12 protein-coding genes are annotated in these 12,905 nt (G+C 71.1%); 9 read left to right on the top strand and 3 right to left on the bottom strand.

The features are described from left to right. Positions 1 to 146 precede the first annotated feature (146 nt). The 6 genes from glmU to ACWFR1_RS24425 all read left to right on the top strand — a co-directional run bounded on the left by glmU (position 147) and on the right by ACWFR1_RS24425 (position 5,658). Positions 147 to 1,592, top strand: coding sequence for a bifunctional UDP-N-acetylglucosamine diphosphorylase/glucosamine-1-phosphate N-acetyltransferase GlmU (gene glmU, locus ACWFR1_RS24400; protein ID WP_453554495.1), 1,446 nt, complete (start codon positions 147 to 149; stop codon positions 1,590 to 1,592). Between the two features lie 121 nt (positions 1,593 to 1,713). After that, the gene (locus ACWFR1_RS24405; RefSeq protein ID WP_141302919.1) at positions 1,714 to 2,688 is read left to right on the top strand and encodes a ribose-phosphate diphosphokinase; all 975 of its coding nucleotides are present in this window, start codon (positions 1,714 to 1,716) and stop codon (positions 2,686 to 2,688) included. A gap of 274 nt (positions 2,689 to 2,962) precedes the next feature. Further along, positions 2,963 to 3,544 (top strand): 50S ribosomal protein L25/general stress protein Ctc, encoded by a 582-nt coding sequence (locus tag ACWFR1_RS24410; RefSeq protein WP_453554498.1) that lies wholly within the window; start codon positions 2,963 to 2,965, stop codon positions 3,542 to 3,544. 94 nt (positions 3,545 to 3,638) lie between these two features. Then, positions 3,639 to 4,238 (top strand): aminoacyl-tRNA hydrolase, encoded by a 600-nt coding sequence (pth, locus tag ACWFR1_RS24415; RefSeq protein ID WP_453554500.1) that lies wholly within the window; start codon positions 3,639 to 3,641, stop codon positions 4,236 to 4,238. 53 nt (positions 4,239 to 4,291) lie between these two features. Next, positions 4,292 to 4,735 carry a hypothetical protein gene (locus tag ACWFR1_RS24420; protein ID WP_453554502.1) on the top strand — a complete coding sequence of 148 codons (444 nt, stop codon included), beginning with the start codon at positions 4,292 to 4,294 and terminating at the stop codon, positions 4,733 to 4,735. A 125-nt stretch (positions 4,736 to 4,860) separates the two neighbouring features. Further along, positions 4,861 to 5,658, top strand: a complete 798-nt coding sequence (locus tag ACWFR1_RS24425) for an LPXTG cell wall anchor domain-containing protein (RefSeq protein ID WP_453554504.1) — start codon at positions 4,861 to 4,863, stop codon at positions 5,656 to 5,658. Between the two features lie 69 nt (positions 5,659 to 5,727). On the opposite strand, the gene ppc is transcribed toward ACWFR1_RS24425, so the two are convergent. Then, positions 5,728 to 8,457: a phosphoenolpyruvate carboxylase gene (gene ppc, locus ACWFR1_RS24430; protein ID WP_453554506.1), complete on the bottom strand. Its 2,730-nt coding sequence runs from the start codon at positions 8,455 to 8,457 to the stop codon at positions 5,728 to 5,730. Between the two features lie 249 nt (positions 8,458 to 8,706). Here ppc and ACWFR1_RS24435 point away from each other — a divergent pair, with 249 nt between their 5' ends. Then, a complete protein-coding gene (locus ACWFR1_RS24435; protein WP_453554508.1) occupies positions 8,707 to 9,699 on the top strand; it encodes an acyl-CoA desaturase in 993 nt (330 codons plus the stop codon). Beyond that, positions 9,696 to 10,406: a TetR/AcrR family transcriptional regulator gene (locus ACWFR1_RS24440; RefSeq protein WP_453554510.1), complete on the top strand. Its 711-nt coding sequence runs from the start codon at positions 9,696 to 9,698 to the stop codon at positions 10,404 to 10,406. The genes ACWFR1_RS24435 and ACWFR1_RS24440 overlap by 4 nt, the downstream gene beginning before the upstream one ends. A gap of 94 nt (positions 10,407 to 10,500) precedes the next feature. On the opposite strand, the gene ACWFR1_RS24445 is transcribed toward ACWFR1_RS24440, so the two are convergent. Next, a complete protein-coding gene (locus ACWFR1_RS24445) occupies positions 10,501 to 11,334 on the bottom strand; it encodes a trans-aconitate 2-methyltransferase (RefSeq protein WP_453554512.1) in 834 nt (277 codons plus the stop codon). 163 nt (positions 11,335 to 11,497) lie between these two features. On the opposite strand from ACWFR1_RS24445, the gene ACWFR1_RS24450 reads away from it, so the two are divergent. Beyond that, positions 11,498 to 11,995: a MarR family winged helix-turn-helix transcriptional regulator gene (locus ACWFR1_RS24450; RefSeq protein WP_453554514.1), complete on the top strand. Its 498-nt coding sequence runs from the start codon at positions 11,498 to 11,500 to the stop codon at positions 11,993 to 11,995. Here ACWFR1_RS24450 and ACWFR1_RS24455 read toward each other — a convergent pair. Further along, complete coding sequence (locus tag ACWFR1_RS24455) at positions 11,954 to 12,742, bottom strand: LuxR C-terminal-related transcriptional regulator (protein ID WP_453554516.1); 789 nt, start codon at positions 12,740 to 12,742, stop codon at positions 11,954 to 11,956. The two genes, ACWFR1_RS24450 and ACWFR1_RS24455, sit on opposite strands and share 42 nt — an antisense overlap. Between the last annotated feature and the right edge of the window lie 163 nt (positions 12,743 to 12,905).

The following is a 12,905-nucleotide window of genomic DNA, read 5'->3' on the forward strand; positions in this document are numbered from 1 at the left end:
GGTCCATTTATTGTGGGTTCGAATCCTTCTCCGGGAGCCCCCAGCCGCGGGCCCCGACCGTCACGGTCGGGACCCGCGCTCATGTCCGGGGCCCTGCCCCCCGGTATCCTTCGTGCGTCCACCACCCAAAGCCGAAGGGCAGTCCCGTGAGCGCCAATCGCCCGGCAGCCGTCGTCGTCCTCGCAGCGGGTGAGGGCACCCGCATGAAGTCGAAGACCCCCAAGGTCCTGCACGAGATCGCCGGACGTTCGCTCGTCGGGCACGTCGTGTCCGCCGCCCGGGAGCTGGAGCCCGAGCACCTCGTCGTGGTCGTCGGGCACGCGCGCGAGCAGGTGAAGGGTCACCTGGAGGCGCACTACGCCGGGACCCGGACCGCCGTGCAGGAGGAGCAGAACGGCACCGGGCACGCCGTGCGCATGGCGCTGGAGGAGCTGGGCACCGCACCCGACGGGACCGTCGTGGTCGTCTGCGGTGACACCCCGCTGCTGTCCGGAGAGACCCTGCGGGCGCTCGCCGGCACCCACGCCGCCGACGGCAACGCCGTGACCGTGCTGACCGCCGAGGTGCCGGACTCCACCGGCTACGGCCGGATCGTGCGGGACGCCGACAACGCCGTCACCGCGATCGTCGAGCACAAGGACGCCTCCGCCGAGCAGCTCGCCATCCGCGAGATCAACTCCGGGGTGTTCGCGTTCGACGGGAAGCTGCTGGCCGAGGCGCTCGGTCAGGTGCGGACGGACAACAGCCAGGGCGAGGAGTACCTCACCGACGTCCTGTCGATCCTGCGCGAGGCCGGCCACCGCGTCGGTGCCTCCGTCGCCGGTGACCACCGCGAGATCCTCGGGATCAACAACCGCGTGCAGCTCGCGGAGGCGCGTGCGCTGCTGAACCAGCGGCTCCTCCACGCGGCCATGCTGGGCGGTGTCACCGTCGTCGACCCCGCCTCCGTGTTCATCGACGTGACCGTGACCTTCGAGGCCGACGCCGTCGTCCTGCCCGGTACGCAGCTGCTCGGCGCCACGCACATCGCCGAGGACGCCGTCGTCGGTCCGAACAGCCGGCTGAAGGACACCCGGGTCGGTCGCGGGGCGCGGGTGGACAACACCGTCGCCGACACCGCCGTCGTCGGCGAGGGCGCCTCCGTGGGCCCGTACGCGTACCTCCGTCCGGGCACGGACCTCGGCGCGAAGGCCAAGGCCGGCGCGTACGTCGAGATGAAGAACGCGACGATCGGCGAGGGCACCAAGGTCCCCCACCTGTCGTACGTCGGCGATGCCACCATCGGCGAGTACACGAACATCGGCGCCGCGAGCGTCTTCGTGAACTACGACGGCGAGGCCAAGCACCACACCACGATCGGCTCCCACTGCCGTACGGGCTCGGACAACATGTTTGTGGCTCCCATCACCATCGGGGACGGGGTCTACACCGCCGCCGGGTCCGTGATCACGAAGGACGTCCCGGCCGGTGCACTGGCCGTGGCCCGGGGCCAGCAGCGGAATATCGAGGGTTGGGTGGCCCGCAAGCGTCCCGGCAGCGCCGCCGCGCAGGCCGCCCAGGTCGCCTCGGAGGAGTCCGCGAGCGAAAGCTGACCGGAAACAGGTGCGTCGAACTCGGCGTACCGTGATACGTGCACACAAATTCGGCTGGTTCGCACACGCGCCCGCAGGGCGTGGGGCCGCGACCAGAGAACACGTCTGAGGAGACAGTGCTGTGACCGGGATCAAGACGACCGGCGAGAAGAAGCTGATGCTCTTCTCCGGCCGCGCCCACCCCGAGCTGGCCGAGGAGGTCGCGCACCAGCTGGGCGTCGGTCTCGTTCCCACCAAGGCGTTCGACTTCGCCAACGGTGAGATCTACGTCCGCTTCCAGGAGTCGGCCCGCGGCGCGGACTGCTTCCTGATCCAGAGCCACACGGCTCCGATCAACAAGTGGATCATGGAGCAGCTGATCATGATCGATGCGCTGAAGCGGGCCTCGGCCCGCAGCATCACCGTGATCATCCCGTCGTACGGCTACGCCCGTCAGGACAAGAAGCACCGCGGTCGCGAGCCGATCTCGGCCCGCCTGGTCGCGGACCTGCTGAAGACGGCGGGTGCGGACCGCATCCTGACCGTGGACCTGCACACCGACCAGATCCAGGGCTTCTTCGACGGCCCGGTGGACCACCTGTCGGCGCTGCCGGTGCTCGCGGACTACGTGGGCGCGAAGGTCGACCGCGCGAAGCTGACGATCGTCTCCCCGGACGCCGGCCGCGTACGGGTCGCCGACCGCTGGTGCGACCGTCTGGACGCGCCGCTGGCGATCGTGCACAAGCGCCGTGACAAGGACGTCGCCAACCAGGTCACCGTGCACGAGGTCGTCGGTGACGTGAAGGGCCGTGTCTGCGTCCTGGTGGACGACATGGTCGACACCGGTGGCACGATCTGCGCCGCCGCGGACGCCCTGTTCGCGCACGGTGCCGAGGACGTCATCGTGACGGCCACGCACGGCATCCTGTCGGGCCCGGCTGCCGACCGTCTGAAGAACTCCAAGGTCAGCGAGTTCGTCTTCACGGACACGCTGCCGGTTCCCGGCGCCCTTGAGCTCGACAAGATCACGGTCCTGTCGATCGCGCCGACGATCGCCCGCGCGGTGCGCGAGGTCTTCGAGGACGGTTCGGTGACGAGCCTCTTCGAGGAGCACTGAGTCAGTAGCACGGCATGACGGAAGGGCCGTTTCCCCCGCCGGGGGAAGCGGCCCTTCCGTATGTCCGCCGCCCGGGGATCGGGGCCCGGGACTGATCCATTTGGGCGCTTCGGCGGTGGCGGGTAGACTGCCGTAGTTGCTCGGCGAGGGAGGCCGTACCCGTACGGATGTACAGGGTCACGGCGGTCCGTTATCGACGCGCTCTTCGTAGCAGGCCATCGCCAGTCGTGGCCGGGTGACCACGTTTTTCGTCACCATCTACGAGGAGTGCCACATGTCCGAGGTCAAGCTCGCCGCTGCCGTCCGTACCGATTTCGGTAAGGGCGCCTCCCGTCAGCTCCGCCGCGCCGCCCTGGTCCCCACGGTCCTCTACGGCCACGGCACGGACCCGGTTCACATCTCCCTTCCGGCCCACGAGCTCGGCCTGGCGCTGCGTACGCCGAACGTCCTGCTCTCCCTGGACATCGAGGGTGGCGCCACCGAGCTGGCGATCCCGAAGGCCGTCCAGCGTGACGCCATCAAGGGCTCGCTCGTCCACGTCGACCTGATCCTGGTCAAGCGCGGCGAGAAGGTCACCGTCGAGATCCCCGTGCAGGCCGAGGGCGAGCTCGCCGCCGGTGGCAACCTGCTGGAGCACGTGCTCAGCACCCTCTCCGTCGAGGCCGAGGCCACCCACCTCCCCGAGGCCGTCACGGTCTCCGTGGAGGGCCTGGAGGCCGGTGCCTCCGTCCTCGCCAAGGACATCACCCTCCCGGCCGGCTCGACCCTGGTGACCGACGCCGACGCCGTCGTCCTCCAGGTCCTGGCCGCCCAGGCCGAGGAGCCGTCCGCCGAGGCCGAGGGCGCCGAGGCCTGAGCCGTAGGCTCTGCCTGACGTGACGGGGTGACGGGCCGTACGGCCTGTCACCCCGTTTCTCTGTTCCCGCATCCTCACGAGGAGACCTGACGCGATGACGGACGACGCCGCCAACGCCCCCTGGCTGATCGTCGGCCTCGGCAACCCCGGGCCCGAGTACGCGGCCAACCGCCACAACATCGGCTTCATGGTCGTGGACCTGCTGGCCGAGCGGATCCGTGGCTCGTTCAAGCGGGCGCAGAAGGCCCAGGCGCAGGTCGTCGAGGGCCGGATGGGTCCCCCCGGGCCTGAGAACCGCCGGGTGATCCTCGCGAAGCCGATGTCGTACATGAACCTGTCGGGCGGCCCGGTGACGGCGCTGCGCGACTTCTACAAGGTGCCGACGGCGCACATCGTGGCGATCCACGACGAGCTGGACATCGACTACTCGGTGCTGCGGCTGAAGATCGGCGGCGGCGACAACGGGCACAACGGTCTGAAGTCGATGACGAAGGCGATGGGTCCCGGGTACCACCGGGTGCGGTGCGGGATCGGGCGTCCGCCGGGCCGGATGCAGGTCGCGGACTTCGTCCTGAAGGACTTCTCGTCGACGGAGCGCAAGGACCTCGACTGGTTCGTCGACCGGGCGGCGGACTCGGTGGAGTGCCTGGTCGCGGAGGGTCTGGAGCGGGCGCAGTCCGCGTACAACTCGTAGGGGGCATCGGGGCCCCCTGGCCCCGGGAACGTACGACTGTACGATCGCGGGTCATGACGCACGTCCGTAACGCCGCCATGGTCCTGGTCACCCTGCTCCTCGTCGTGGGGGGTGCGTGGGCGTCGTGGGACTCCGCCCAGCACGTCCTGCTCGGCAAGGGCCGTGAGCACGGGATGTTGACGGTGACCGGCTGCACGGAGGACACGTGCAGCGGTGCGTACGCGTCCGAGGACCCGTCATCACCCCGGCGGACGCTGACGATCGAGGCCTCCGTCGCGGCGCAGAAGGGTGCGACGATCCCGGTGGTGGTGAAGCCGGGCACGGACGAGGCCGTACGGACGGGCTGGGGCGGCGGGTTGCACGCGTGGCTGCCGCTGGGCGGTGCGCTGCTGCTCGCGGCGCCCGTGATCGGCGGCGGTCTGCGGATGACGCGGACGGCGTGGGGGCTCGCGGGGGCGGGTGGACTGCTTTTGGTGGCTGCTTTCCTGACGCTCTGACCGGATTCGGGCGGTTCGTGGCGCGATCGTTATGGACCTCTGGGTTAAGGCTGACTTAAAGCGATAGATAGGCTGCCCCCGCCACCTCCCACGGCATCCCACATCCCACAGATGGACGACTGCACATGCGACGCTCCCTGATATCCGCCGGCGCGCTGGTCGCCGCCGTTGCGGGCTCCCTCGTCCTGGCTCCGGCGGCCTCCGCATCGGACGGCCCGGGCGTCTACAAGCTGCCGCTGCACCAGGCCACCCCGATCACCGCCGCCGGCTTCCAGAAGGGCGAGTGCAAGACCATCCCGTCCGACAAGGACGGCTGGCACTTCCTCATCCCCGGTGGCGGCAAGGACCCCGTGGAGTTCACCAAGCTGACGGTGACCTTCGACGACGGCGCCCCCATCGTCATCACCGACTTCGGTCCGCCGAAGGGCGACCACGCCTACGTGGCCTCCGAGCCGGGCGCCGAGCTGACCTCGGCCGTGGCCGAGGTCAACGGCGTGGTCTCGCAGGGCTTCTTCAACCTCTCGCACACCTGCCCCGCGAGCACCACCCCGACCAAGACGCCGACGGGCACCCCGTCCGGCACCCCGACCGAGACGCCGACGGGCACCCCGTCCGGCACCCCCTCCGAGACCCCGTCGGAGACCACCTCGGGCACCCCGTCGGGCACCCCCTCCGGTACCCCGAGCGAGAGCGTCGCCCCGACGAGCTCCCCCTCGGAGACCCCGGGCGGCACCGAGTCCCCGTCGGCCACCACCCCGGCCGGCGCGACCGCCGGTACCGGTGGCACCGACACCAAGGGTGAGGGCGACCTCGCCGAGACCGGCTCCAGCGCTCCGGTCGGCGTTCTCGCCGCCGTGGCCGTGGCCCTCGCGGGTGCCGGCGCGTTCCTCGTGACCCGCCGCCGCAAGGCGCAGCAGGGCTGACGCACCCCGCACGCGTGACAGTGCCCCCGCCGGAATCCGGCGGGGGCACTGTCACGAGCGGAGGGCGGGTCAGCCGGTGTTGCGCAGGCCCGCCGCGACACCGTTCACCGTGAGGAGCAGGGCCCGTGCGAGCAGCGGGTCCGGGTCCTCGCCGCGCTCGGCGGCCGCGCGCTGGCGGGCGAGGAGGGCGACCTGGAGGTAGGAGATCGGGTCCAGGTAGGCGTCGCGGATGGCGAAGGTCTGCTGGAGGACCGGGTTGGAGTCGAGGAGCTTCTCGCCGCCGGTGACCTTGAGGACCTCGGCGACCGTCAGTGCGTGCTCGGCCTCGATGGCATCGAAGACGTGCTTCAGCTCGTCGGGGACGAGGGTGTCGACGTAGTGGCGGGCGATCCGCAGGTCGGTCTTCGCGAGCGTCATCTCGACGTTGGAGAGGAAGTTGCGGAAGAAGTGCCAGTTCCCGTACATCTCGCCGAGGACCGCGTCGAGACCGGCCTCGCGCAGGGCCTTGAGGCCCGAGCCGACGCCGTACCAGCCGGGGACGATCTGGCGGGACTGGGTCCAGCCGAAGACCCACGGGATGGCGCGGAGGCCGTCGAGGGAGACGCCCGAGCCGGGGCGGCGGGAAGGCCGCGAGCCCAGGTGCAGGTCGGCGAGCTGGTCGACCGGGGTCGAGGCGAGGAAGTACGTCGGCAGGTCCGGGTCCTCGACGAGCTTGCGGTACGCGGTGTGGGCGGCGTCGGAGACGGTGTCCATGGCCGCGTCCCAGCGGGCGAGGGCCTCGTCGGACTGGCGGGGCGCCGTGTGCAGGGCGGAGGCCTGGAGCGTGGCGGCGACGGTCAGTTCGAGGTTCTCGCGGGCGAGGGACGGGATCAGGTACTTGTCGGAGATGACCTCGCCCTGCTCGGTCACCTTGATCTCGCCCTCCAGGGTGCCCCAGGGCTGCGCGAGGATCGCGTCGTGCGAGGGGCCGCCGCCGCGGCCGACGGTGCCGCCGCGGCCGTGGAAGAGGCGGAGCCGTACCCCGTAGCGGTGGGCGACGTCGCGGAGGCGACGCTGGGCGCGGTGGATCTCCCACTGGCTGGTGGTGATGCCGCCGAACTTCGAGGAGTCCGAGTAGCCGAGCATGACCTCCTGGACGTCGCCGCGGAGCGAGACGAGGCGCCGGTAGGAGGGGTCGGCCAGCATGTCGTTGAGGATGACGTCGGCGGCCTTGAGCTCGTCGGTGGTCTCCAGGAGCGGCACGATGCCGATCTTGGCCCAGCCGGCGTGCAGGTCGAGGAGACCGGCCTCGCGGGCGAGGACGGCCGCGGCGAAGACGTCGTCGGCGCCCTGGCACATCGAGATGATGTACGACTCGATGACCTCCGGGCCGAAGCGCTCGAAGGCCTCCTTGATGGTGTGGAAGACGCCGAGGGTCTTCTCGCCCGCGGCGTCCAGCGGGGCCGGGGTCGGGGCGAGCGGGCGGCGCGAGCGCAGCTCCTTGGCGAGCAGCTTCTGCCGGTAGTCGCGGGGCATGTCCACGTACCGCCAGGACTCCTCGCCGAGGCGGTCGAAGAGCTGGCCGAGGGCGTGGTGGTGGGCGTCGGCGTGCTCGCGGACGTCCATGGTGGCGAGCTGGAGGCCGAAGGCCGACAGGGTGCGGATGGTGCGGTCCATCCGGCCGTCGGCGAAGAGGCCGCCGCGGTGCTCGCGCAGGGAGGTCTGCACGAGGGTGAGGTCGTGGATCAGCTCGGCGGTGCCGAGGTAGTCGCGGCCGTCCTGGTGCGGGGTGCCGGAGGCGAGGCGCTCGCGGGTGTTGACGAGCTTCTGCCGGATGCAGGTGGCCTTGAGCCGGTACGGCTCCTCGGCGTTGAGGCGCTTGTAGCGGGGGCTGATCTCCGGGAGGAGCTCCAGGTCGCGCTGGAGGGAGTCCAGGAGTTCCTGGGTGGCTCCGGCGTAGCGGATGGAGTTGGAGAGGAGTCCGCGCAGGTAGTCGACGAGTTCGAGGGCGTCGGTGATGCCGTGCTCGTGCTGGAGGATCAGGATGTCCCGGGTCACCTGCGGGGTGACGTTGGGGTTGCCGTCGCGGTCGCCGCCGATCCAGGTGCCGAAGGTCAGCGGGCGCGTGCCGGCGGGCAGTTCGACTCCGACGCGCTCCAGCTCGGCGGCGAGGTCCTCCAGGACGTCGCCGACGGCGCCGGCGTGCAGCTCGTCGAGGTAGTAGATGGCGTTGCGGGCCTCGTCGGCGGGCTCGGGGCGGACGACCCGGAGCTCGTCGGTCTGCCAGATGAGGTCGATGTTCTCGGCGAGCCGCAGGTCGTGGCGGCGCCGGTCGGCCTCGATGACCGGGGTCTCCAGGAGGGCGCCGATGCGGCGCAGCTTGTTGAGGACGGAGCGGCGGGCGGCCTCGGTGGGGTGCGCGGTGAAGACCGGTCGCACGTTGAGGTTCTTGACCGTCTCGGCCACGTGCTGCGGGTCGCCGTCCTTGAGCATGTCGGCGGTGCGGGCGAGGAGGCCGCCCTCGGCGGCGCGCTTCTCGCGCATCTCGCGGCCGCGGTGGACCTGCTCGGTGACGTTTGCCAGGTGGAAGTAGGTGGAGAAGGCGCGTACGAGCTTCGCGGCGGTCTCCAGCTCGACGCCGCGGAGCAGCTCGGCGGCGGCCTCGCCGTCCTCGCGGGTGAGGCGGCGGACCTTCTCGACGAGGTCGAGGAGCTCGTGGCCCTCCTGGCGGACGAGGGTCTCGCCGAGGAGATCGCCCAGTCGGCGGATGTCGGCGCGCAGCTCGGCGCTGGCGGTGGGGGTCTGGTCGGCACTGCTCACAGGTGCGGCTCCTTGCAGTGTTTGAGCACGTCTGGAGGGGTACTGGAGGCTTGCGGACCGCGCTGTCCGACGGACCCAGGATAGGTGTCCGCCGCGGCGGCGTGGCCAACGCCCCTCTCGTGCCCCCTTGCCGCGCGTCACGGCGCTGCCATACTTACGACGCCGTAGGTTACGGAGGCGTAGCCACGGCGCGGGTTTCCGTATTTCCCGATGACCTTTCACCCTCACCCTCACCCCCAGGGGACACCCATGACCATCAGCCCCGAGGTGACCTCGGCACCCGAGGCACCCGAGGCGCCCGCCGGCGCCACGGCCCTGCCCTCCGCGACCCTGGGCGGTGACAGCAAGGGGTCGGTCGAGCAGATCACCCTGGGGCTGTTCATCGCGGTGCCCTTCGTCGCGCTGCTCGCGGCGGTGCCGCTGGCCTGGGGCTGGGGGGTGAGCTGGCTGGATCTCGGGCTGATGGTGGCGATGTACTACATCGGCTGCCACGGGATCACGATCGGTTTCCACCGCTACTTCACGCACGGTTCCTTCAAGGCGAAGCGGCCGCTGCGGATCGCGCTGGCGGTCATGGGGTCGCTGGCCGTGGAGGGTCCGCTGGTGCGCTGGGTGGCGGACCATCGCAAGCACCACAAGTTCTCGGACGCGGAGGGCGACCCGCACTCGCCGTGGCGCTTCGGGGAGACGGTCCCGGCGCTGATGAAGGGCCTGTGGTGGGCGCACATCGGCTGGATGTTCGACGAGGAGCGCACCCCGCAGCACAAGTACGCCCCGGATCTGATCAAGGACCCGGCGATCCGGGGGATCTCCCGGCACTTCCTCTCCTTCACGATCCTGTCGCTCGCGATCCCGCCGCTGGTGGGCGGTCTGGTGACGATGTCGTGGTGGGGCGCGTTCACCGCGTTCTTCTGGGGCTCGCTGATCCGGGTGGCGCTGCTGCACCACGTGACGTGGTCGATCAACTCGATCTGCCACGCGGTGGGCAAGCGCCCGTTCAAGTCGCGTGACCGCTCGGGCAACGTGTGGTGGCTCGCGGTGCTGTCCTGCGGCGAGTCCTGGCACAACCTGCACCACGCGGACCCGACGTCGGCCCGGCACGGGGTGCTGCGCGGCCAGGTGGACTCCAGCGCGCGGCTGATCCGCTGGTTCGAGCTGGCGGGCTGGGCGTCGGACGTGCGCTGGCCGGCGAAGGAACGCATCGAAGCCCGGCGGCAGAGCTCGTCCGCAGAAGCGGCATGATGGAAGACGTGGCGATCGAGGGCAGTACCAGCGGTACCGGCAGCACCGGCAGCACCGGCAGTGACAGGGGCGAGCCGAAGCCCCGGCGAGGCCGCCGGGTGAGGATGACGGGCGCGGAGCGCCGGGAGCAGCTCCTCGACATCGGCCGCACGCTGTTCGCCGAGAAGGGCTTCGAGGGCACGTCGGTGGAGGAGATCGCGGCGAAGGCCGGGGTGTCCAAGCCGGTGGTGTACGAGCACTTCGGCGGCAAGGAGGGGCTGTACGCGGTCGTCGTCGACCGGGAGATGCGGCAGCTCCTGGAGGGTGTGACGGGCGCGCTGACCGCGGGCCACCCGCGGGAGCTCCTGGAGCAGGCGGCGTTCGCGCTGCTCGACTACATCGAGAAGTACACGGACGGTTTCCGGATCCTGGTGCGGGATTCGCCGGTGGCGCAGTCGACGGGCACGTTCGCCTCGCTGATCAGCGACATCGCCACGCAGGTCGAGGACATCCTCGGCATGGAGTTCAAGAACCGCGGCTTCGACCCGAAGCTCGCCCCGCTGTACGCGCAGGCGCTGGTGGGCAGTGTGGCGCTGACGGGCCAGTGGTGGCTGGACGTGCGCAAGCCGGGCAAGGCGGAGGTCGCGGCGCACCTGGTGAACCTGGCGTGGCACGGCCTTGACGGCCTGGAGCAGAAGCCGCGCTTGATAGGGCACCGCAAGAACTGACCGGCACCGCGAGAACCGACTCACACAGGGCGCCCCGCACCGTTCTCCGGTGCGGGGCGCCCGTGCGTTGAGCCACTCACGTGCGCGGTCGCCCTCACGCCGGCTTGCGGGCGACGGCGAAGACGCGGCGGAAGGGGAAGACCGTGCCGTGCGGGCCCGGCGGGTAGGCCTGGCGGAGCCGGGCGCGGTACTGCGCGAGGAACGCGTCGATCGCCTCGTGGTCGTCGCCCAGGGTCGTGAGGACGGGCCGCAGCGCCGTGCCCATCACCCAGTCGAGGACGGGGTCCTCGCCCTCCAGCAGCCGGCTGTACGTGGTCTCCCAGACCTCGGTCTCGCAGCCGAGGTCGGTGAGCCGGGTGAGGTAGTCGGCCGCGTCGAGGATGTGGACGAAGCGGCGGCCCTGGTCGCCGAGGCGGGCGCGCCACTCGGGGGTGTCGCAGAGCTCGCCGAGCAGGGCGTGGCTGGGCGAGGTGAAGTTGCCGGGGACCTGGAAGGCGAGGGTGCCGCCGGGGCGGAGGCCGTCGATCCACGCGGCGAAGGACTCGGGGTGGTTGGGGACCCACTGGAGGGCCGCGTTGGAGACGATCAGGTCGTAGGGCTCGGTGGGGGTCCAGTGCGCGGCGTCGGCGGGCCGGAAGTCGAGCCAGCCGCCGCCCCGGGTGGTGCCGGACCAGTCCTTCTCGGCGCGCTCCAGCATGTCGGGGGACAGGTCGAAGCCGGTGATGTGGGCGTCGGTCCAGCGGTCGGCGAGGAGTGCCGTCACGTTTCCCGGGCCGCAGCCGAGGTCGGCGATGCGGGCCGGCCGGTTCTGGGCCGGCAGGTGCGGTATTCGGGCGAGCAGGTCGAGGAAGGGCCGGGTGCGGTGGCCGGAGTGGCGGAGGTACTGCTGCGGATCCCAGGTTGGTGCGGCGGATTCCACGGAATGCATGTTCGAAGCCCCCTTGCTGGAACGAGTGACCGAAGCGGAATGGTGTTCCGGCCCGGTCCCTTCCCCACCCGAGAGGGAAATATATCTCGTAATCAAGATTCTTGATATCGAGAAACTCGAACACAAGAGACTTAATATCAACAGACCCACTACACTGATCGTCATGGAGGACGAGGTCGACCGACTGGTCGCAGCATGGCGCCGCGAGCGCCCCGACCTCGACGTGGAACCGCTCGAGGTGCTCAGCCGCGTCTCACGGCTCGCCCGTCACCTCGACCGCGCCCGTCGGCTCGCCTTCTCCGAGCACCAGCTGGAGCCCTGGGAATTCGACGTCCTCACCTCGCTCCGCCGGGCCGGCGTGCCCTACCAGCTCTCCCCCGGCCAGCTCCTGACCCAGACCCTGGTCACCTCCGGCACCATGACCAACCGCATCGACCGGCTCACCAAGAAGGGCCTGGTCGAGCGGCTCCCCGACCCCAGCGACCGGCGCGGGGTCCTCGTCAGGCTCACCCCCGAGGGCCGCGACCGCGCCGACGAGGCGCTCGCCGGACTCCTCGCCCAGGAGCGCGCCATCCTCGCCCAGCTCTCCCGCGCCCAGCGCGGTGAACTGGCCGCGCTACTACGCCGGCTGACCGCCCCGTTCGACAACGTCCCCGGATAGCCCGTCCGCGTCCTGCGGAGCCGGCGCGTCCAGCGCCGCCGGGCCGACACCCGCGCGGCGGGCCAGCGCCACCGCCGCGAGCGTCGAGTGGACGCCCAGCTTCCCCAGCACGTTCTGCATATGCGTACGGACGGTGTGCGGGGAGAGGAAGAGCCGCTCGGCGACCGCCTTGCGGCCCAGCCCCGCGACCATGCAGCGCAGCACCTCCCGCTCGCGCGGGGTCAGCGACTCCACGAGACGCTCGCTGTCCGTCCGGTGCTTGCGGGCCGCCGTCAGCTCCCGCAGGACACCCGTGAGCAGTGCGGGAGGCAGATGCGTCTCGTCCCGCAACACACCCCGGACCACGGCCAGGAGACGCTGGAGCGAGCAGTCCTTCGCCACCCATCCCGAGGCCCCGGCCTGGAGCGCGAGCGCCGCCCTGCGCGGGTCGTCCTTCTCGGCGAGGACGACGGTACGGACGGCGGGCTGGGCCCGGCGCACGCCCGCGACCAGGGAGATCCCGTCGACCGCGGGCTCCGCGTGGTCCGGCGCCGCGGCGGCCCCGGCGGGACCCGCTCCCAGCTCGGCGTCGACGAGCAGCACGTCGAACCTGCGCCCCTCCGCGACCGCGCGGTCCAGGCAGCGCAAGGCGGCCGGTCCGCTGCCGGCGGCGGAGACGTCGACGTCGGGCTCGGCCGCGAGAGCGGCGGCCAGAGACTCGGCGAAGATGCGGTGGTCGTCCACCACCAGGACCCGGATACGTGCCACGGACACCCCCAAGTGGAGAGGAAAGGACCGGCGCGGGCACGGCGCCGGAGGCGGGTCCGTCGGTCGCGCGGCCGCCGCCGTGCGTTGACTGTTACCCCGCTCACGGCGCCGTACCCGGCAGGTCTCGACCCCTGAACAGCACCGGCCCCCACCGGCGCTGCCC

It is taken from the genome of Streptomyces sp. NPDC055103, from assembly GCF_053607625.1.